Raw genomic sequence first — 19,936 nt, 5'->3', positions numbered from 1 at the left:
CGGCGGCTCAGCACGGGCGCTCGTCCCGGCGTGGGACGACCGCGACCGCCGCGCCGGGCGTCGGGACACCGGCCGCGGTCAACGCGCCACACGGCTGCGAGGACCGGTCGAGGAGGGCGCGCCGGTGTCGTCGCGCGGGCCCCTCGCGAGAGACAGATCCATGACGCTTCGCGCGGAGCCGTTGGCACCGACCTCCGGGACGGCGACCGTGGGACCGGGCACTGCTGCGGAGCAGCGGCCGGACGTACTCAGTGAGGGAAGGGCTCGAGATGGCAAGCACCGGGCACCCGGACGGGCACGCCGGGGGGCAGCGCGGAGGCGGGGAGCCGGCGGGGACCACCGCGGTCGAGGGCTCGTCCTTCACCGAGACCGTCGATCCCCGCACCGGTTCCATCCGCGCGAGCGGACGCCTCGACACTCGCGCCGCCGACATGCTGAGCGGCACGATCGCCGGCCTGCGCCGCGGTGGCTGCACGAGCGTCCTCCTCGATCTGGGCGGCGTGCAGGCCGTCGATGACGCCGGCCTGCACGCCGTCCGGTCCCTGGAGGCGGAGGTCGCGGACGCGGGCGGTCGGATGACCCTGCTGAACTGGCCAGGCGGGAGGACGCAGTGACGGCTCCCCAGGCGACCGCGTCGCGTCCAGGGAAGGGGACGGCGCGTGGGCCCGTCCTGCTCCTCGTGATCGCCTGTCTGGGAGCCGTGGCCATCGGCGCGGTGATCGAGGGCTGGGTCTGGGTGGGCGTCGCCGCCCTCACCCTGTCGCTGGTCGTCGGCACGGTGCTGGGGACCACGATCCACCCGCGGACGTGATCCTCGACCTCCGCGACACAGCGCAGGCTCGTCGGGCCGGCTCGACCAGGCCGTGGGCGTCGAACGCCTGGCGGTGACGCCCGTCCGTCGCCCCCTGTGGCGGGGGGGGGGGGGGGTGACCCGACCTCCTGGCCGCACCGGTCACGCGGCCGGGGCCGTGTCACGGAACTGTCACGTGCACGGCTGCGCCGGCGGCGTCGGTGCGGGTAGGCCAGGGGCCCAGGACGGACGTGCCGATGCGCGGAGGGAGCACGGATGACCCGGGTCCACCGGATCGCCCTCCGACGACCCGGCGGCGAGGGCCGGCAGCCGTGACCGCCGGACCGGGCAGGTGGGACCGGTGCTGATCGACGTCGTCCTCGCCTCGGCGGGCGCGCTGGGACTGGTGGTGGCCGCGCTGTCGGGACGCCTGCGGCGGTGGCCGGTGTCCGAGCCGGTCCTGGCCCTCGCCCTGGGGGTGCTCATCGGGCCGGAGGTGCTCGGACTCCTCACCGTGCCGCCCCTGACCGAGGACTCCACCTGGCTGCACACCGCCACCCGGCTGCTGCTGGCGATCTCGGTCATGGCCGTGGCCCTGCGCTACCCCGTGCGCGACGCTCGGGCCCGGCTGCGCCCGGTGCTGCTGCTCCTCGCGGTCGCGATGCCGGTCATGGCGGTCGTCACCGCAGGGCTGGCGGCCGCGGTGCTCGGCGTCGGGTTGGGGGCCGCCGCGCTGATCGGCGCGGCCCTCTGCCCCACGGACCCGGTCCTGGCCTCCAGCGTGGTCACCGGCGACCCTGCCGAGGAGGACCTCCCGGCCCGGGACCGGCAGATCCTCTCCCTGGAGTCCGGCGCCAACGACGGCCTCGCGCTGCCGCTGGTCCTGATCGCCGTCGCCATCGCCGGCGCCGACAGCGTCGGGGCGGCTCTCGCCGAGTCGCTGTGGCAGGTGGCCGGGGCGGTCCTCCTGGGGGTCCTCCTCGGCTGGCTCGGCGCCCGCGCGCTGCGGGCGGGGGAGGAGCACGGGTCCACCGACGCCGGTCCCCGGTTGCTGTTCACCGCGGTCCTCGCCTTCGCGGTCCTGGGGACGGCGGGCCTCGTGCACGTCGACGGGATCCTCGCGGTGTTCGTCGCCGGGCTGGCGTTCAACGCCGTGGCCACCGGACCCGAGCGCACCGACGACGTCCCGATCGACGAGGCGGTCAACCGCTTCCTGGTGCTCCCGCTGTTCGTGGCCCTCGGCGTCGTCCTGCCGTGGTCGGCGTGGGCGGACCTGGGATGGAGCGGACCCGTGTTCGTGCTGGCGGTCCTGCTCTGGCGCCGTCTGCCGGTCGTGTGGGTGCTGCGCCGGCCGCTGGGGTTGCGGCGGGCGGATGCGGTGTTCCTCGGTTGGTTCGGTCCGATCGGCGTCTCGGCGCTGTTCTACCTGGCGATGGAGGCCGAGCGCCTGTCCGTGGACCCGGTGGTCCTCGCTGCGGGCAGCCTCGTGGTGGCGGGGAGCACGGTCGTCCACGGCATCACGTCCTCGCCCGGCCGGGTGCTCTGCCGGCGCACCCGCGCGGCGTCCATCGACAGCTCCGCTCACTGAGAGAGGTCCTGCCCGCATGTGGTTCGACTCCTGGTCCGACCTGGTGCGGGTCGCGGCGGTCGGGGCCAGCGCCTACGTCACGGTGGTGCTGCTCCTGCGGCTGACCGGCAAGCGGACGCTGGCCAAGCTCAACGCCTTCGACCTCGTGGTCACCGTCGCGCTGGGCTCGACGCTCGCCACCATCCTGCTCAGCAGTGATGTGTCCTGGGCCGAGGGCGCCGTCGCGTTGCTGGTGCTGGCACTGCTGCAGTCGGTGGTCGCCTGGGCGACGGTGCGTCGCCCCGGGCTGCGCCGGGTGGTCACGGCTCGGCCCACCCTGCTGCTGCGCGACGGCCGTCCGGTGCCGACCGCCCTGCGGGACGAGCGGGTGACGATGGACGAGATCCGGCAGGCCGTGCGGGCGTCGGGATCCGGGGACCTGTCCTCGATCGCGGCAGTGGTCCTGGAGAGCGACGGCTCCCTGAGCGTCATCCCGGACTCGGAGGCCGGGAACAGGTCGAGCCTGCGCGGAGTGCGAGGGGTGGACGGGTGACCCCACCACTCGGTGGCGGTCACAGCGGCGGAGCCCAGCGGCCGGCCAGGGCGTCCCTGAGCTGACGTCGCCAGCGCCCCGTCTCCGCCGGGTCCACGTCGGTGGAGTCCTCCGCGCGCCGCACGACCCGCTCCAGGTACCCGCACAGCTGTCCGTCGAGGACGCCGCGCGGTGCCCGCCAGGCGAGTTCCCGCAGGAGCCGGGCCAGACGGCGGAGGACGGCGGGCTGTCCCTCGGCGAAGTGGATCGGCTCCTCGAGGCCCAGCCTCAGCAGCGCGGGGGCGTCCCACTGCGGCAGGACCAGCCGGAGGACACCGTCGGCGTCCTGGACCTGGCTCGGACGCAGGGAGTGCGTCACCAGCTCGCCGAGCAGCGCCGAGACGTGGGACAGCGCGTGCACGGCCGTCGTCGGGTCGTTCGTCCCGGGGGAGAGGGCGCGGACGGCGATGTCGACGACCTTGCGGAGGCTGTAGGCGACGTCCCGGTCGGGACGGCGCTCGAAGCCCAGGTGCACGCCCTCGTGCAGCGCGCGTTCGACCTCCTCGAGCTCCGTGGCCGTGCCCGCGGAGCAGGGCCGGACGTGTGCGAGCGGCGTGCCCGCGACGACCGAGTCACCGATCCGCGGCTCGAGGACCACCGTCACGCCGGCAGCGGCCGCCGCCGCGGCGATGCGCTCGCCGTCGACGTCGGTGACGAAGCCGCTCTCCCGCGCGCACACCGGCGTGGCCGGGCCGGGGAGCAGGGGCAGGTCGACGGGGGAGTCGTCGTCCTGGCGCGGCAGCTCTCGCGCGTAGGTGGCGCGCGCCTCCTCGGAGACGTCCCGCAGCATCGTCTCCACGCGCAGGGACCGGGCCAGGTGGCCGAGGAAGAGGACCAGGCCCACGACGCTGGCCAGGGTGAGGACGAAGCCGACGGAGACCGACAGCCGCGGGACGAACGCCGGCCCGGCCGACTCCTCGGTCCGCACCGTGCGCAGCACCGTGAGCGCGTAGACGAACGTGCCGACCAGCAGGGCCAGGGTGGTCTGGACGACGCGGTCGGCCACGAAGGTCTGGAGGAACCGCGGTGAGTGCTGGCTGCTGGCCAGCTGCAGCGCCACCACGGTGAACGAGAACGTCAACCCCGTCACGGAGATCAGTGAGCCGGCGATCGCGGCCAGCACGTCCCGGGCCGCCGACGGTCCACCGCCGAAGACGAGGGTCAGCGGGTGCTGCCCCCCGGGCCGCTGCAGGACCTGGTCCAGTGCCGGGACCGCGGTGCCCAGGCCGATGGCCACGACGATGGCCAGGACCGGGAGCGGCCACAGCGAGCTGCGCACCCGGGCCCAGATCCACGCAGCCGAGCGCCCGAGCCGACCGCGGCCGGGAGGGTGTCGCATGCCTGCTCCCTACCTCGGCCGGGCCCTCGGCCACCGGATGGCGGAGAACGTCACGAGCTCGTCACACCCCGCCCGGAGTGCCCGGCGCCGTCGGGGGAAGGGCACGTCCTCGGTGGACACGACGACAGGGGACTCCCCGTGGAGGCACAGGTGACGGCGACGCAGTCGGTCCTCGGCGCTCTGGTCATCACCGTGCTCCTGGCCGCCCTGCACGTGGCGGCTCCCCGCATCCGGCGGCTGCCCCTCGTCCCGGAGTCCGTGACGGGCTCCTTCGCCGGCGGGCTCGCGGTGGCCTACGTCTTCCTCCACCTGCTGCCCGAGCTCGCGGAGGGCAACGAGGCGATCGGGGAGGCGCTCAGTGACGTCGTGGAGCCGACGCCGTTGCTCGACCTCAGCGTCTTCCTGGTCGCGCTCACCGGCTTCGCCGCCTTCTACGGTCTGGAACGGCTGGCCCGCCGACGGGCGGCCACCGGGCCCGGCGGGCAGGAACCGGCCGGGGTCTACTGGCTCCACCTCGGCTCGTTCATGGTCTACAACGGCCTGATCACCTACACGATGGCCCTGCGCCTGCGGACCGGCCTCGCCTTCGCCGTCCTCTTCGCCGTCGCGATGGCCCTGCACTTCGTGCTGACCGACCGGTCCCTCGAGGAGCACTACCCCCGCCGTTTCCCCCGCAGCGGACGGGTCCTGCTGGCCGTGGCGCTCCTGGCGGGATGGGGCCTGGACGCGCTGTTCGCGCCGACGAGCACCGTCGTCGTCGCGCTCCTCACGGCCCTGCTGGGCGGTTCGATCCTGCTCAACGTCTTCAAGGAGGAACTGCCGTCCACCGGGCGCTCGGACTACCGGTGGTTCGTCGTCGGCCTGGCCCTCTATGCCGCCCTGCTGACCCTCGTGACCGCGCTGGGCGAGTGAGGTGGCCGACGCGGTCCCCATCGCCGTCGGCGCGGTCGTGGTCGTCGCCGTCCTCTTCGACGTCCTGACCACCACGCTCACCTTCGGGCAGGGCGCCGGGCCTCTGACCCGGCGGGTCCTGGGCTGGCTCTGGCGCGGGGTGTTGCGGGTGCGGCCCAGAGGGAGCCGGTCCCGGGTGCTGTCCAACGCCGGACCGGCGCTGCTCGTGCTGACGGCGCTCACCTGGGTCGCGGCGACGTGGGCGGGCTGGTGGCTGGTCTTCCTGGGCAGCGGTTCGATCGAGTCCGCGGACGCCGGGGTCCCCGCCTCCGCGTGGGATGTCGCCTACTTCGCCGGCTTCGCCGTCTCCACCCTCGGCGTCGGGGACTTCGTCGCCGACTCCCCGCTCTGGCGGGTCATGACCTCCGTCGCGAGCTTCGGCGGGCTGGCGCTCGTCACGCTGGCGATCACGTACCTGCTGTCGGTCGTGTCCGCCGTGGTCACCCGCCGCGCGCTCGCCACGCAGATCACCGCGCTGGGCTCCACCGGGGCGGAGGTCGTGGCCGCCGGGTGGTCGGGCGGGTCGTTCAGCCCGGCGTTCACCCAGCACCTGGTGGGCCTGGTCGCCCCGCTCGCGACCGTGGTCCAGCAGCACTTCGCCTACCCGGTGCTGCACTACTTCCGCAGCCGGTCCCCGGAGGAGTCCGCGCCCATGGCGATCGCCGTCCTCGACGACGCCCTGCTCCTGCTGACCGCCGCCGTCGACCCGGCCGTGGCACCGGACCGGACGGCCACCACGTCCGCCCGTCGCGCCGTCGACCGCTACATCCGGACGGTCGGCACCACGTCGGCACCTCGCTCCGACGACGCCCCCCCTCCGCCGCCGTCGGTGGAACCGCTGCTCCGCGCCGGCATCCCGCTGCGGCCGGGAGCCGTCCTCGGGGAGCGGCTGGTCGTCGAGGCCGACCGTCGGCGTCGCCTGCGGCAACTCGTCCACGAGGCCGGCTGGCCGTGGCCGTCGTCATGAGGGCGATCCGGTGACCCCGGGTCGGGTGCGGTCGCACCACCCATGTCGGTTCTGTGACAGAGGGCCGGCCGTCGTTTCCCGGCCGGTGGCACGGGCAGCCGGAGAGCACGGCAGGCGCGACGAGGGGAGCGAGGCTGTGTCGGCACGGCGCGTCGTCAACGATCGGTCGACCCCGGCGGTCCGCCCGCCGACGAGCGGGAGCAACGAGGCGCAGCCGGAGCAGCTCGACACGGCACGGCAGCAGGGGGATGCCTACGGCCGGGCGCTGCAGGCGATGGCGGAGGAGGACGGCGCGGCCGTCACGCGCGCCGGTCACTACCTCGTCGCGCTGGTCACGGAGCAGGCGGAAGGCATGTACGCCCCCGACGACTCCGGACGCCTCGTGTGGCGAGAGGCGCCGGAGGAGGCGAACACCCACATCGAGGTCGCCGTCGCCGACGGAGCCGACGGGCGGTTCGTGCCCGGACTCGACGTCACGGTGACCGTCCTGGACGGGGAACGCGAGCTCCTGAGCCAGCGGGCTCCGTTCCTCTGGCACCCGTTCCTCCACCACTACGGCGTCAACGCCCGCGTGCCGGGGGAGGGGCCGTACACGGTCCTCGTGGAGATCGAGCCACCGACCTGGATGCGCCACGACCCGGTCAACGGCAGGCGGTTCGAGGCGGCCGTCGACGCCGTCTTCGACGACGTGACCTTCGAACGGGGACGCAAGCCCAGCCCTGACGCCCGGCCGCGCGGCCCGGAGACCCCCTACGCAGGCTGATCGGGAGGACCACGTGGAAGGCATGACGCGGGAGCCCGCTCTCCGTCACCGGAGCAGCCGGGACGTGCTCGCCGCACACCTGCGGCTGCGGAAGGCGGGGGACCTCGAACAGGACCTGTGGGAGAACTACTCGCCGCACGTCGTCGTCCTCACCGCCCGCGCGGTGTTCCGCGGCCACGACGGCGTCAGGAGGTCGGCGCACCGGCTCTGGGCCGCGATCGGCTCCTCCGGCTCGTACACCTACAGCCACGTCCTCGCCGACGACCGGCTGTGCCTGCTCGAGTGGCGGGGCGGTGACGACCGCTTCCGCGTCCGGTGCGGGGTCGACTCCTACCTCATCGAGGACGGCTGGATCACCGCCCAGACCATCCACTACCGGGTCGAGGACCTCACGCTGTCGACGTCCGGCGACCACGTGGTCGCCGACCAGGACCGGTTGTCCGTGACCCCCGACGGGGCTCCGCGGTCGCGCCACTGAGCCGTGTCGTGCCCGGCACGACGCCCAGCCGTGGGCGGGAGGACCTCCGCGACCGGTGCGCTCGGCGCGTGTCCCTGCCGCGCGCGGTGGTCGTACAGCTCCCGGCGGCTGGGGAGCGGGTGCCCGTGCGGGCAGCTGAGCGTGCCCACCTCACCGACGTAGACCGATGCCACCAGCTCGGGGTGGAGATGGCGGCTCGCCCGCTGGACGAGCCGGTTGTCGCAGTGCGGACAGTGCAGGTTGTGCAGGGACTGGACCCAGATCGCATCCATGCCGACGAGGCTGGGACAGGCAGGGGGGCCGTGGTGGCACAGCCCGCCAGGTCCGCGCGATCGTCACCGGAACTCAATGCGGCGTCCGCTGCATGACGGTCCGTTGTGGTCTCGTCACACGCTGGTGGGCCTGCCCGACCCCGGCAGGTGTCGGTGACACCGTCCACGGCGTCAGGTCGACCGCGTCGGGAGGAGCAGGCGGATGGGCTGTCCCGGAGCGGGCGCTGGATCGCGGCCGAGCCGGTTCTGTCTCCGGTGTGGACGGCGGCTGCCCCCGGCGCCGACCACGACCGGAGCCGGCTCGGTCCTCCCGCGGCCGACCCGGGCGTCCTGAGCCGATCGGGGCCGCGCCACCTGCCGGTCGCGGCCGTCGGTGACCCCGGGCCGCACGGGTCGGCCACGGGCGAGCGACCCCGAGGGGAGACGGCGCGCATGCTCCGACCGGTTCCCCTGCCCGACCACCTGGCCGCGGTCCGGGACGACGCGTTGCGCGTCCTCGTGGTCGGCGCCGCCGTCCTGGCGGAGTCGCTGGGCGCAGCCACCCCCGGGTCGGTGCCCAGCGCGCTGACCGCTTCGAGGCCCGGCAACGTCACCGGGTGGAGTCCGCGCAGGACGACTCCCGCGCTCTGGCCAGGCTGCTGTTCCGGACCTCCCCGCCCGCCGCCGCGGTGCGCGACGCGGTGGCACGGGTCCTGCCGCTGAGGGCGGCCCTGGCGCCGATCCGCCGCCTGCTGGCGGACCCACCCCTGGCCTGATGCGGGACAGCGACCGCCGGCTGGTCCCCACGGCGGTGGGACTGCTCGGGCCGCGGGGTACCAGCACCCAGCTGCAGGCGGCGGTCACCGCCCGCGGACGGCCCCCGGCGGGTAGTCGAGCAGGGTCTCCTCGATCCGGTTCCACGCGTCACGCAGCTCGGCCAGCGCGGCCGGCTCCCGCGAGGCCAGGTCCGCTTCCTCCCGCTGGTCGACGGAGAGGTCGAACAACCCCTCCTCCACGACGTTGCGGTCCACGTCGTGGGAGACCCAGTACTTCCACTTCCCGCGTCGCAACGCACCCTGGTCGACGACCCGCCAGAACAGGTCCTCCGCCGGTGGTTGCCCCGAGCCCCACAGGTACTCGCTCAGGTCGCGGCCGTCCATCGGGTAGCCGGGGTCCGGCGCCACGTCCGCGACGGCGAGCAGCGTGCGGGTCCAGTCCATGGTGACCACCGGGAGGTCGGAGACCTGTCCGGCGGGCACCCCCGCCGGCCACCGCAGGATGGTGGGGATGCGGATGCCGCCCTCCAGGGCGTCGATCTTCCCTCCCCGCAGCGGCCACTGGTAGGAGAACCGCTCGCCGCCGTTGTCGCTCTTGAACAACACGATGGTGTTCCGGTCCTGCCCCGTGTCCCGGAGCGCCTGCAGCACCTCCCCGATGGACGCGTCCATGTCCTGGACCATCTCCACGTACTTGGCCACCGAGCCGCCGTCGTAGTGGAACAGGGCGAGCCGATCGCCGGACGTCGCGCGGGCGGTGAGCTCGTCGCTGACGGACTTGTCCCCGGGGCCCTCCCAGGGCCAGTGCGGCGTCGTGTAGTTGAGGTTGACCAGCCACGGCCTCTCGTGGTCGCGGTGCAGGTACTCGACGGTGCGCTCGGTGAGGATGTCGGTGTAGTACCGCAGGTCCTCGTGGGGCACCTCGTTCTCGTAGAGGTCGTGGGCGCCGCTGAGGGCGACCTTGGAGAAGTAGTCGAGGCCGCCGCCGAGGTTGCCCAACCACTCGTCCCAGCCCGACCTCAGCGGGCTGTACCAGGGCAGGTGTCCGCAGTGCCACTTGCCGAACATCGCCGTCGCGTACCCGGCGCCGCGCAGCAGGGACGCCAGAGTGGGGTGCTCGGGAGGGATGCCCCGCCGCGGATCGGTGGCATCCGGCCCGGAGATCGGTTCGGACAGGCCGGCGTACAGCCGCCCCGGGTAGCGCCCGGTGTACAGGCTGATCCGCGTCGGCGAGCACGTGGCCGACCCCGCGTAGCCGTCGGTGAAGCGGACGCCCTCGCTCGCCAGCCGGTCGAGGTGGGGCGTGGAGATGTGCGGCGCCCCGTAGCTGGACAGGTCGGCCCAGCCCAGGTCGTCGGCGATGACGATCAGGATGTTGGGTCGCTCCCCGCCGTCCGGACGGGCGGTGGGCGTGAAGGGTCGCTCGTCCGCGGCGGCGGAGCCGGCCGGCGCGACCACCGCGCCGGCCGTCGTGGCTCCGAGCAGGCCGACGAAGGCCCGGCGCGACAGACCCCCGGCTCGGACGTCGGAGCCGGGGGTCGGGGAGTCCTCGTGCATGGTGCTCCGTTCGTGTGGCGACCCGGCGGCTCAGGAACCGCGTCGGACGGCGGGACCGCGGGGCGCGCGAGCAGGATGTGGTCTGTGTCACAGACAGAGGGCGCCCGGAGTCAGTCACATCGCCCTGGTGGCGTCAAGGTCGCGGGCGTGTCGTCGCCCGGCTCGGCCTCCGCGACGGCCGTCGTCGTCGGTCGGACGTCTCGGGTCGCAGCGGTGCGATGCGGGACCGGCCACGGCGGGGCTGTGCGGAGAATCACCGTGGACTCTTGTTCCGCACTACCGCCTCTGGTTCCCTCATGCGAAGTCGGTCTCAAATGACGCAACAGGATAGGGGAGTGTCATGGAGCAACCGCGCAGCGAACAACCCGCGTCCCCTCGCCCACCCGGCCGGTCGGCGGCCGGGGAGCCCGCGGCCGGTGGAGCCGACGGCGGGGTGCGGGAGGCGCGCGCAGCCGCCCGGGCCGCGGACGTGACCGTGACCGGGATCCATCCGGCCATCGCGGAGCCGCCACCCTGCGTCGCCGACCGGCACTGGGCCGTCGACCGGGTGCTGTTCGCCATCGCCGCGGTCATGGCGCTGGCCTTCGTCGCCTGGGGCTTCGCCACCCCCACGGGGCTGGGCACCGTGAGCGGGTCGGTCCTCGGCTGGGTCACCGGTCGGCTGGGCTGGCTGTTCGTGCTGTTGGCGTCGGCGTTCGTGGTCTACGTGATCTGGCTGGCGGCCAGCAAGTACGGGCGGATCCCGCTGGGGCGCGACGACGAGCGGCCGGAGTTCCGCACCATCTCGTGGATCGCGATGATGTTCAGCGCCGGCATGGGTATCGGGCTGATGTTCTTCGGGGTCGCCGAGCCGCTCTCGCACTACGTCGCCCCGCCACCGCTCACGACCGAGGCCCAGACCTCCGAGGCCATCCAGACGGCGATGGCCACCACGCTGTTCCACTGGACGCTGCACCCCTGGGCGATGTACGCCGTCGTCGGGTTGGCGATCGCCTACGGCACGTTCCGGCGGGGCCGCCGGCAGCTGATCAGCTCCGCCTTCATCCCGCTGCTCGGCGAGCGCCGGGCCGCCGGTCCGGCCGGACGGACGATCGACGTCCTGGCCATCTTCGCGACGCTGTTCGGCTCGGCGGCCTCGCTGGGGCTCGGCGCGCTGCAGATCGGCAGCGGCGTGGAGATCCTCGGCTGGGCCGGGGACGTCGGCAACGGCGTCCTCGTCGCGATCATCGCCGTGCTGACCGCGGCGTTCGTCGCGTCGGCGGTCTCCGGCATCGCCAAGGGCATCCAGTGGCTCTCCAACACCAACATGGTGCTGGCCCTGCTGCTCGCGCTGTTCGTCTTCGTCCTCGGGCCGACGATCTTCATCCTCAACCTCATCCCCGACGCGATCGGCAGCTACTTCTCCGACCTCGGCGAGATGGCCGCGCGCACCGAGGCCACCGGCGGGGACCCGATGGCCGCCTGGCTGCGTGGCTGGACGGTCTTCTACTGGGCCTGGTGGATCAGCTGGACGCCGTTCGTCGGACTTTTCATCGCCCGGATCAGCCGCGGCCGCACCATCCGGCAGTTCGTCACCGGCGTGCTGCTGGTGCCCAGCCTGGTCAGCCTGCTGTGGTTCGCCGTCTTCGGCGGCGCCGGCATCGCCGCCCAGCGCGACGGCCTGGACGTCGCCGGTCAGGGCACCACCGAGGGGCAGCTGTTCGCCGTCCTCGACCAGTACCCCCTGGCCACCGCCGCGACGGTGCTCGTGATGGTCCTCGTGGCGATCTTCTTCGTGTCCGGTGCCGACGCCGCCTCGATCGTCATGGGGTCGCTCTCCCAGCGCGGCACCCTGGAGCCGAGCCGCTGGGTCGTCGTCTTCTGGGGCGTGGTGATGGGCTCGGTCGCGGCGATCATGTTGCTCCTCGGCGAGGACGGCGCTGCGCTCACCGGGCTGCAGAACCTGACGATCATCGTGGCGCTGCCCTTCGCCCTGGTGATGGCGGCGATGGCGGTGAGCCTGGTCAAGGACCTCCGGCGTGACCCCATCGTGCTCCGGGGCAACTACGCCAGCCTCGCGATCGAGCAGGCCGTCGTCGACGGCATCAGCCGGCACGGCGACGACTTCGTCCTGGTGGTCGAGCCGTCCCGGAGTGCCGACGCCCCCGGCGGTGACAGCGTGGCGGCGGAGCCGTCCGCGACCGGCCCGGAGCCGGGTGGCCGGCGGCAGGTGAGCCACAGCGGCAACTTCGTGGCCCCGGTGGAGGGCTCGTCGGTGCCGGCGCAGGGTCAGCACGCGGCCGAGGCCATCGGCCGGCCCCTCGATCCCCGCGACTGAGAGGGCTGGCAGGGAGGGCAGGCGCGCCCGGCTCAGGCAGAGCCGTGGGCCGGGCGCAGTCGGCCCGCCAGCCAGTCCGCCGCCATCTGCCGGGCGCGGCGCACCGGGTCGCCGGTGTCCAGGCCGGACGTGGTCGCCTGGCGGGCGAGGCGGGCCAGGGCGCCGTCGTAGAAGGACAGCAGGCCGTCGGCGATCTCGGTGGGGTCGTCGGCACCGGCCGACCCGGCCAGCTCGCGGAGGCGCCCGGTCAGCAGCCGTGAGTCGGCGGCCAGCCATCGGTGGCCGGGATGGCCGGGGGGCAGCTCGGTGGCCGCGGCGAGGAACGCGCACCCGCGGCGGCCGCCCTCCGCTCCGCGGTACCGGGCGACCGCGTCGAAGACCGACAGCAGTCGGTCGACCGGGTCGGCCTGCTCCTCGAGGACGTCGTCCCAGATCTGCTGCCAGCGCCGGAAGCGGTGCTCGAGGTAGGCCGCCACCAGGCCGTCCTTGCCGGAGAAGTGTGCGTACAGGGTCGCGGGGGACACCCCGGCGCGGGCCAGGACGGCGTCCACCCCGGTCGCGGCGATCCCGGACTCGTAGAACAGCTCGCCGGCGGCGTCGAGCAGTCGCTCCCGGGCCGGCCGCCTCGCGGCGACGGAGGACACGGTCCTAGCATAACGCTCGTTATGCTGAAACGATCGTTACAGCCGGTCCCCGGCTCGCCCGCTCGGTGGGCCCCGTACGAGCTGGTGGCCAGCGGACTGCTGGTGGTCGCGGTGACCTACGGCCTGTCCCGGTACGGCTTCGGCCTCTACCTGCCGCAGTTCCGATCGGACCTGGGGCTGACGTCCGGGGTCGCGGGCGGGATCGCCGCGGGCAGCTACCTCGCCTACTGCGTCGCGGCCGTCCTGGCCCTGCGCCTGGTCGACCGCGGTCGGGCGCGCCGAGCCCTGTGGTCGGCCGGCGTCAGTGCGGCCGCGGGGTCGCTGGTGGTCGCTTCCGCGGGCTCGACACCCGTCCTGGCGATCGGGGCCCTCGTCGCCGGCAGCGGCGCCGGAGCCGCCAGCCCGGCACTCGTGGCCGCCGTGGTCGCCACGGTGTCGCCACGCGCCGAGCCCCGGTCCCAGGGGGTGGTGAACAGCGGCACCGGGGCGGGGGTGCTCGCCGGCGGCCTGATGGTGCTGGCCTGGCCCGGGGAGTGGCGCTGGGCATGGCTCGGCTTCGCCGGCGGTGCGCTGGTCGTGACCTGGTGGGCCGACCGGTCCGCCTGCTGGAGCCCACCCTCGCCCGACCCCGATCGGTCGCAGTCGGGCCTGCGGCCGCAGCGCCTCGGGCGCGCGCTGACCGCCGGCCTGCTCGCCGGGGCCGGCGGGGCCGGGGTGTGGACGTTCGGTCCGGACGCGACGACCGCGAGCGGGCTGTCCACCGAGGTCACCGGGCTGCTGTGGTGTCTCCTGGGTGGCGCCGCCCTCGTGGGCGGCCTGAGCGGGAGCCTCGTGCGCAGAGCCGGGCTCACCACCGCCTGGGTGACCTCGACGGGGCTCGCCGTCGCGGGGACGGTGCTGCTCGCCTGGCGGCCCGGATCCGTGCCGGCCGCCGCGAGCGCGCTGGCGCTGTTCGGCTGCGGCTTCGTGGCGCTGAGCGGCGTGCTCATCGCCTGGGGCAGCAGGCTGGCCCCAGGTGCGGCCGCGCAGGCCACGGCCCTGTTGTTCATCGCCCTGACCGCCGGCCAGGCCGCCGGCGCCGCACTGCTCGGCCTGCTCGTCGACGCCGCCGGCACGCCGGCCACCCTGGGCGCCGCCGCGGCGCTGCTGTCGGCAGCCGCGGTCGCCGCTCCCCGCGGACGCCGTCAGGGCTGACCTGGGGCACGGGTGGCCGCCGGCGGTGCCGACCGCCGGCGGAGGTCAGGACGCGGCGGGCACCGCCGAGCGCAACTGGCGGCGCCAGCGGGTGAACAGTCGGGGCTGGTTCATCCCGAGGACGGCCACCGGGTTCCCGTCGCGCTCGTAGACCACCAGGAAGCTGCGGTCGGCGCAGCTGCCCTCGACCACGCGGGCGACGTCGCCCTCGCGGCGCGACCCGGCGAACTGGATGCGGGTGCCGTACTGGTCGGACCAGAAGTAGGGCACCGGCGTCCGCGCCGGTGTCCCGACACCGAGCAGGGTGGCAGCCGCGGTGGCCGGCTGCTCGAGGGCGTTGGTCCAGTGCTCGATGCGGACGTGCCGCTCCGTGGAGGTCGACCACGTCGCGGCGCAGTCGCCGACCGCGACGACGCCGGGGGTGCTGGTGGCGCCGCGGGGGTCGGTGAGGACGCCGTTGCCGAGGGCCACGCCCGAGCCCGCGAGCCACTCGGTGTTCGGGATGGCACCGATGCCCACGACCACCACGTCGGCGGGCAGGCGCGTGCCGTCGGTCAGTTCCACGGCCTCGACCCGGCCGGTGCCGACCAGTCCCGCGACCCCGGTGCCGACCAGCAGGCGGGTGCCGTGGTCGGCGTGCAACCCGGCGCAGACCGCGCCCATGTCGGCGCCGAGCGGTCCGGCGAGCGGGACGGGCTGGGTCTCGACGACGGTGACCTCCAGCCCGAGCGTGCGGGCGGTCGAGGCGACCTCCGCGCCGATGAAGCCGGCGCCGATCACGACGAGCCGTCCGCCGGCGGCCAGGTCCTCCCGCAGGGCCACGGCGTCGTCGAGGGAGCGCAGCACGTGCACGCCGTCGAGCCCCTCGCTGCCGGGCAGTCGCCGGGCGCGGGCCCCCGTGGCGAGGACGACGCCATCGGCTCGCACCTCGCCGCCGTCGCCCAGCAGCACCGAGCGGGTCCCGGGGTCCAGGCCGACCGCGGTGGTGCCCAGCCGCCACTCGAGGCCGAGGGTGTCGTCGTCCGGCACGCCGAGGGCGATGTCGTCCAGCGTGGCCGTGCCGGCCAGGAACTCCTTCGACAGGGGCGGGCGGTCGTAGGGGGCGTGCACCTCGTCGCCGATGACCACGATGCGGCCCTCGTAGGACTGCTCGCGGAGCGCCCGCGCAGCCGACAGGCCGGCCAGGGAGGCCCCGACGACGGCGACCGTCGGGCTCACGCGGCACCCTCCGCGGCGGCCCCCGGCTGCACGTAGACCATGCCGTCCCGGACGACGACCCGGTGGGTGCGGACCGGGGTCTTGGCCGGCGGGCCGGACACCTCCCCGGTGCGCAGGTCGAAGCAGGAGGCGTGCAGGGGGCACTCGACGGCGCACCCGTCCAGCCAGCCGTCGGCCAGCGAGGCGTCCTGGTGGGTGCACGTGTCGTCGATCGCGTAGAAGTCGCCGTCGACGTTGAAGACCGCGATGGGCTCGTCGGCCTCGACTCGGGTCGCTTCTCCGGGCGGCAGCGCGGTCGTCGGGCAGACCGGGATCATGGGCGCTCCAGGCTCGCTACTGTTGCGGTTAACGCAACTCTGTGCCGATAGCGCAACAGCATGGCCGCCGGGCTCTACGCCGTCAAGAGGCGGGCCGGAGCGTGCGCCCGGCCACCTACCCTGAGGTCATGAGTGCGCCGCAGGTAGACAACACAGACCGCGGCTCGGTCGCGGTCGTCCAGTCCGTCGACCGCGCGCTGAGCGTCCTGGAGATCCTGGCGGCGCAGGGGGAGGCCGGCGTCACCGAGGTGGCCGCCGAGCTCGGCGTGCACAAGTCCACGGCCTTCCGGCTGGTCGCGGCGCTGGAGAGCCGGGGCTTCGTCGAGCAGCTGGCCGACCGCGGCAAGTACCGGCTGGGCTTCGGTGTCGTGCGCCTGGCCGGTGCCGCGGCGGCGCAGCTGGACATCGCCCGGGAGGGGCGGCCGATCTGCCAGGCGCTGGCCGCCGACCTCGAGGAGACGGTCAACATCGCCATCCTGGACGGCGACCGTGCCGTGAACGTGAGCCAGGCCCGTGGGCCGGCGGCGCTGAGCACGCACAACTGGGTGGGGCAGGGCACCCCGCTGCACGCGACGTCGAGCGGCAAGGTGCTCCTGGCCCACGCTCCCGACGCCGTCCGCAAGGACGTGCTCTCCCGGGACCTGCCGCGCTTCACCCCCGCCACGGTCACCGACCCCGAGGCGCTGCGGCAGGACCTCGACCGGATCGTCGAGCAGGGGTGGGGTGCCACGGCCGAGGAGTACGAGGTGGGTCTCAACGCCGTCGCGGCGCCCGTCCGGGGTGCGGACGGGGACGTGGTCGCGGCCCTCAGCGTCTCCGGGCCCTCCTTCCGGATGGACCCGGAGGACCACCCGCGGCTCGCCCGGCGGGTGCTGGCGGGCGCCGACGAGCTGAGCCGGAGGCTGGGCTTCTTCGGTCAGCCGCGCTGACCCGGGCGGGGCCGTCGCGGGGCCGGTGTCGCGGGGCTGTATCAGGCACAGCTGCGCGCGTTGACTGTTGCGCCCTGCGCGACGCGCTGAGTAATGTGCAACACAACGGTCGCCTTGAGCTCTCTGGTGGGCGGCGGCCGTGGCCTGTCAAGACCCCGCGTAGTCCGACCTCCGGCGAAGTCCTCCCTCGCCCGACGGAACCCCGAGGTGCCGTATGACCACCACCGACCAGCCCGCGAGCCTCATCTCCACGCTGCCGGGCTCCTACTACACCGACCCCGCCGTCTTCGCGCTGGAGCAGTCCCGGGTGTTCGAGGACATGTGGTTCTGCGCGGTGCGCTCGAGCGACCTGCCGACTCCCGGCTCCTTCAAGAAGGTCCAGGTGGGGAGGGAGAGCGTGCTCGTCGTCCGCAGCCGGGACGGCCGGCTGCGGGCCTTCCTCAACATCTGCCGGCACCGGGGCGCGCAGATCTGCACGGAGGACTCCGGCGCGGTCAAGCGGGCCTTCCAGTGCCCGTACCACGCCTGGACCTACGACCTCGAGGGCAAGCTCATCGCGGCCCCGAACCTGACGAAGATGCCCGACATCGACCGGGTGGAGTACGGCCTGGTGCCGGTGGCCCTGCGCGAGTGGCTCGGCTACGCGTGGGTGTGCCTGGCCAAGGAGCCCCCGTCGTTCGAGGACGAGGTCGTGGCCGACGTCGTCGAGCGCCTCGGCGACGTGGAGTCGATCGACCACTACCAGCTCGACTCGCTGTCCGTGGGGCGCCGCATCACCTACGACGTGCAGGCGAACTGGAAGCTCATCATCGAGAACTTCATGGAGTGCTACCACTGCGCGACGATCCACCCCGAGCTGACCGAGGTGCTCCCCGAGTTCGCCGACGGCTACGCGGCGCAGTTCTTCGTCGGGCACGGCGCGGAGTTCGGGGACGACGTCAAGGGCTTCACCGTCGACGGCAGCGAGGGCTTCGACCGGCTGCCCGGCGTCGAGGAGGAGCAGGACCGCCGCTACTACGCCATCACGGTCCGGCCGACGGTCTTCGTCAACCTGGTGCCCGACCACGTCATCTTCCACCGCATGTTCCCGATCGCGGCCGACCGGACGATCGTGGAGTGCGACTGGCTGTACTCCCACGAGGTGGTCGAGTCCGGCCGGGACGTCACGCGGTCGGTGGAACTGTTCCACCGGGTCAACGAGCAGGACTTCGCCGCCTGCGAGCGGACCCAGCCGGCCATGTCCTCCCGCGCCTACGCCAACGGCGGCGTCCTCGTGCCCTCCGAGCACCACATCGGCGCCTTCCACGAGTGGCTGACCCACCGTCTGTCGGGCTGAGCCGCACGCACGGACCGCGGGGCCGGGAGGACGTCGTCCTCCCGGCCCCCCCCCCCCCCCGCCCGGCGGGGGCCCCCCCGCCCCCCCCCCCCCCCCCCCCCCTCCGCACGGGGACGTCAGACCGCGGGGTTCCCACCGGTCGTCCCACCGGCGTCCGACAGGCGGGCCAGCCACTCCTGCCGCCACGCCTCGGTCCGCGCCACCTCGTTGAACGTGAAGAGGTGGAAGCCCGACAGGCCGTGCTCGGGGTCCTCGAGGGCCGGCGAGAGGTGTTCGACCAGCCGGTCGGGCCGGTAGCCGTGGGGGAGGAAGAAGCGCCAGAACACGCTGTGCTGCCTGGTCAGGAAGCGGGCCGACTGCCCGAGGCCGAGCCCGGCCGAGATGCGCACCAGCTTCTGGCGCGTCACCGCGCCGGGCAGCCCGACCCGGATCGGCAGGTCCACGCCCCGTTGCGCGGCCTGCCGTGCCCACGCCACGGTGGTCGCGGCTCGGAAGCACAGCTGCGTGATGACGTGGGTCGCGTGCGGGGCCTTCCGCTCGAGAGCGCGCTCGATCAGCTCCGCGCTGATGTGCCCGTGCCCCTCCGGGTAGCCGCCGATCCCCACGTGGCGGAAGGAGTGGCCGGCGGTCTCCAGCTCCTCGAGCAGGGTGAGGGCGTCCGGGAAGGAGCCCGCCGGCTCGGCGGCGTCGCCCCCGACGACGAACACGCCGTCCACGTCGGCGGCGTGGAGGCGTGCCACGACGTCGGCCAGGTCCGCCCGGTCCCGGACCAGCCGGGCCGCCAGGTGGGGTCTGACGGCGAACCCGGAGCCGGACAGACGCTCCGCCAGCTCCAGCGTGGGCGTCAGGCCCTTGGCCTCGGTCACCGTCACGGTGAGGGGCACCGTGCGCGGGACGTGCTCGAGGACCGACTCCTCGGCTCCCCGCAGCGGCAGGATCTCGCAGCTCGCACCCCGCAGTGCCCGCTCAAGCGGACCCCCGGCCGGTCGAGGCCCCGGCCGGCTCTCGACGGTGGCCGGGAGGACCGCCCTGCCGCGCACCCCGGGCCCGCCGGGGACCTCAACGGACACGGCCCGCCTCCGCGGCGATCGTCGTGTCCTCGCCGTGGCAGGTCTTGACGACCGTGTCCGCGGGCAGGGTCAGCAGGCCCGAGCGGAGAGACCTGAGGACGGTCGGCTCGTCGCTGGAGGGGTGCCCGCTCCCGCCGGGTGCGCCCCGCGACAGGGGGGCCCCGGCGAAGACGGTGTCGAGGTCGCGGGCGTACAGCGAGGTGCCGCCGGGGGAGTGCATCGAGACCAGCAGTGTCCCCGCCACGGAGAAGGGCGTGCCGTGGCCGACGGGTCGATCGGGCAGCGCATCCGGGTGGACGCTCCGCCAGAGCGGGAGGTCGGCGGGGTCCATCCAGATCGGCGCGCCGGTCGCCTCGCGCAGCGCGACGGCGGCGGCGATGTGGTCGTGGTGCCCGTGGGTGAGCACGATCGCCGTCACCGTGCGCCCGCCGACCACCTCCAGGATCGGTGCGGCGTCGTGCGGGGCGTCGATGACGAGCACCTCGTCGTCGTCCCCGACCAGCCAGACGTTGTTGTCGACCTCGTGGTGCCGTCCGTCGAGGCTGCACCTGCCGCTGACGACGGCCTTGTCGATCCGTGCGGTCCTCATGGCTCGCCTCCCCACTCGTCGCGCTCCTCGCTCGTCGTCCGGACGCTCACTTGTCCATCACCACCACCGAGCGCAGCACCTCACCCCGGCGCAGGTCGTCGAACGCCTCCTCGACGTCGTCCAGGCCCATGGCCTCGGTGACGAAGTCGTCGAGCGGGAAGCGACCCTGCAGGTACAGGTCGACCAGCATCGGGAAGTCCCGGCTGGGCAGGCAGTCGCCGTACCAGCTCGACTTCAGCGCCCCGCCGCGGCCGAAGACCTCGATCAGCGGCAGGGTGATCGTCATGTCCG

20 protein-coding genes and 1 pseudogene are annotated in these 19,936 nt (G+C 74.1%); 13 read left to right on the top strand and 8 right to left on the bottom strand.

The window, feature by feature from the left end; translation table 11 throughout:
• The first annotated feature begins 269 nt into the window (after window positions 1-269).
• The 4 genes from ACI79C_RS22790 to ACI79C_RS22775 all read left to right on the top strand — a co-directional run bounded on the left by ACI79C_RS22790 (window position 270) and on the right by ACI79C_RS22775 (window position 2,910).
• The gene (locus tag ACI79C_RS22790; protein ID WP_456947974.1) at window positions 270-614 is read left to right on the top strand and encodes an STAS domain-containing protein; all 345 of its coding nucleotides are present in this window, start codon (window positions 270-272) and stop codon (window positions 612-614) included.
• 65 nt (window positions 615-679) lie between these two features.
• Window positions 680-811, top strand: coding sequence for a hypothetical protein (locus tag ACI79C_RS22785; RefSeq protein ID WP_456947973.1), 132 nt, complete (start codon window positions 680-682; stop codon window positions 809-811).
• A 340-nt stretch (window positions 812-1,151) separates the two neighbouring features.
• Complete coding sequence (locus ACI79C_RS22780) at window positions 1,152-2,378, top strand: cation:proton antiporter domain-containing protein (RefSeq protein ID WP_456947972.1); 1,227 nt, start codon at window positions 1,152-1,154, stop codon at window positions 2,376-2,378.
• 16 nt (window positions 2,379-2,394) lie between these two features.
• A complete protein-coding gene (locus tag ACI79C_RS22775) occupies window positions 2,395-2,910 on the top strand; it encodes a DUF421 domain-containing protein (protein WP_456947971.1) in 516 nt (171 codons plus the stop codon).
• Window positions 2,911-2,929: 19 nt separating this feature from the next.
• Here ACI79C_RS22775 and ACI79C_RS22770 read toward each other — a convergent pair whose 3' ends face one another.
• Window positions 2,930-4,288, bottom strand: coding sequence for a DUF2254 domain-containing protein (locus tag ACI79C_RS22770; protein ID WP_456947970.1), 1,359 nt, complete (start codon window positions 4,286-4,288; stop codon window positions 2,930-2,932).
• Window positions 4,289-4,438: 150 nt separating this feature from the next.
• Between ACI79C_RS22770 and ACI79C_RS22765 the strand changes: the two genes are divergently transcribed.
• The 5 genes from ACI79C_RS22765 (at window position 4,439) to ACI79C_RS22745 (ending at window position 8,474) form a co-directional block, all read left to right on the top strand.
• The gene (locus ACI79C_RS22765; RefSeq protein ID WP_456947969.1) at window positions 4,439-5,200 is read left to right on the top strand and encodes a hypothetical protein; all 762 of its coding nucleotides are present in this window, start codon (window positions 4,439-4,441) and stop codon (window positions 5,198-5,200) included.
• 1 nt (window position 5,201) lies between these two features.
• Complete coding sequence (locus ACI79C_RS22760; RefSeq protein WP_456947968.1) at window positions 5,202-6,206, top strand: ion channel; 1,005 nt, start codon at window positions 5,202-5,204, stop codon at window positions 6,204-6,206.
• Window positions 6,207-6,342: 136 nt separating this feature from the next.
• Complete coding sequence (locus tag ACI79C_RS22755; protein ID WP_456947967.1) at window positions 6,343-6,969, top strand: iron transporter; 627 nt, start codon at window positions 6,343-6,345, stop codon at window positions 6,967-6,969.
• A 64-nt stretch (window positions 6,970-7,033) separates the two neighbouring features.
• Window positions 7,034-7,447: a nuclear transport factor 2 family protein gene (locus ACI79C_RS22750; RefSeq protein WP_456947966.1), complete on the top strand. Its 414-nt coding sequence runs from the start codon at window positions 7,034-7,036 to the stop codon at window positions 7,445-7,447.
• A gap of 868 nt (window positions 7,448-8,315) precedes the next feature.
• Window positions 8,316-8,474: a hypothetical protein gene (locus ACI79C_RS22745; RefSeq protein ID WP_456947965.1), complete on the top strand. Its 159-nt coding sequence runs from the start codon at window positions 8,316-8,318 to the stop codon at window positions 8,472-8,474.
• Window positions 8,475-8,558: 84 nt separating this feature from the next.
• Here the strand turns inward: ACI79C_RS22745 and ACI79C_RS22740 are convergent, their stop codons facing one another.
• Window positions 8,559-10,031, bottom strand: a complete 1,473-nt coding sequence (locus ACI79C_RS22740; protein WP_456947964.1) for a sulfatase family protein — start codon at window positions 10,029-10,031, stop codon at window positions 8,559-8,561.
• Between the two features lie 475 nt (window positions 10,032-10,506).
• Here ACI79C_RS22740 and ACI79C_RS22735 point away from each other — a divergent pair, with 475 nt between their 5' ends.
• Window positions 10,507-12,348, top strand: a complete 1,842-nt coding sequence (locus ACI79C_RS22735) for a BCCT family transporter (protein WP_456947963.1) — start codon at window positions 10,507-10,509, stop codon at window positions 12,346-12,348.
• 32 nt (window positions 12,349-12,380) lie between these two features.
• On the opposite strand, the gene ACI79C_RS22730 is transcribed toward ACI79C_RS22735, so the two are convergent.
• Window positions 12,381-12,992, bottom strand: coding sequence for a TetR/AcrR family transcriptional regulator (locus tag ACI79C_RS22730; protein WP_456947962.1), 612 nt, complete (start codon window positions 12,990-12,992; stop codon window positions 12,381-12,383).
• 84 nt (window positions 12,993-13,076) lie between these two features.
• Here ACI79C_RS22730 and ACI79C_RS22725 point away from each other — a divergent pair, with 84 nt between their 5' ends.
• Window positions 13,077-14,186: an MFS transporter gene (locus tag ACI79C_RS22725; RefSeq protein WP_456947961.1), complete on the top strand. Its 1,110-nt coding sequence runs from the start codon at window positions 13,077-13,079 to the stop codon at window positions 14,184-14,186.
• A gap of 45 nt (window positions 14,187-14,231) precedes the next feature.
• On the opposite strand, the gene ACI79C_RS22720 is transcribed toward ACI79C_RS22725, so the two are convergent.
• Together ACI79C_RS22720 and ACI79C_RS22715 are read right to left on the bottom strand one after the other, a co-directional pair.
• Window positions 14,232-15,404: an NAD(P)/FAD-dependent oxidoreductase gene (locus ACI79C_RS22720; protein WP_456947960.1), complete on the bottom strand. Its 1,173-nt coding sequence runs from the start codon at window positions 15,402-15,404 to the stop codon at window positions 14,232-14,234.
• The gene (locus ACI79C_RS22715) at window positions 15,401-15,721 is read right to left on the bottom strand and encodes a bifunctional 3-phenylpropionate/cinnamic acid dioxygenase ferredoxin subunit (protein ID WP_456947959.1); all 321 of its coding nucleotides are present in this window, start codon (window positions 15,719-15,721) and stop codon (window positions 15,401-15,403) included. Before ACI79C_RS22715 ends, ACI79C_RS22720 begins: the two co-directional genes overlap by 4 nt.
• Before the next feature lie 128 nt (window positions 15,722-15,849).
• Between ACI79C_RS22715 and ACI79C_RS22710 the strand changes: the two genes are divergently transcribed.
• Both ACI79C_RS22710 and ACI79C_RS22705 read left to right on the top strand, forming a co-directional pair.
• Window positions 15,850-16,650, top strand: coding sequence for an IclR family transcriptional regulator (locus ACI79C_RS22710; RefSeq protein WP_456947958.1), 801 nt, complete (start codon window positions 15,850-15,852; stop codon window positions 16,648-16,650).
• Window positions 16,651-16,864: 214 nt separating this feature from the next.
• Window positions 16,865-17,986, top strand: coding sequence for an aromatic ring-hydroxylating oxygenase subunit alpha (locus ACI79C_RS22705; RefSeq protein WP_456947957.1), 1,122 nt, complete (start codon window positions 16,865-16,867; stop codon window positions 17,984-17,986).
• A gap of 116 nt (window positions 17,987-18,102) precedes the next feature.
• On the opposite strand, the gene ACI79C_RS22700 is transcribed toward ACI79C_RS22705, so the two are convergent.
• The 3 genes and pseudogenes from ACI79C_RS22700 to ACI79C_RS22690 form a co-directional block, all read right to left on the bottom strand.
• On the bottom strand, window positions 18,103-19,056 hold the full coding sequence (locus tag ACI79C_RS22700) for a methylenetetrahydrofolate reductase (protein WP_456947956.1): 954 nt from the start codon (window positions 19,054-19,056) through the stop codon (window positions 18,103-18,105).
• Entirely contained in the window at window positions 19,046-19,645 is a 600-nt protein-coding gene (locus ACI79C_RS22695; protein ID WP_456947955.1) for an MBL fold metallo-hydrolase, read from the bottom strand. The genes ACI79C_RS22700 and ACI79C_RS22695 overlap by 11 nt, the downstream gene beginning before the upstream one ends.
• Window positions 19,646-19,691: 46 nt before the next feature.
• Window positions 19,692-19,936, bottom strand: a pseudogene (locus tag ACI79C_RS22690) (S-(hydroxymethyl)mycothiol dehydrogenase); the annotation flags it as partial.

Source organism: Geodermatophilus sp. SYSU D00697, assembly GCF_054050175.1.
This window is presented reverse-complemented; position numbering and strand designations above follow the sequence as displayed.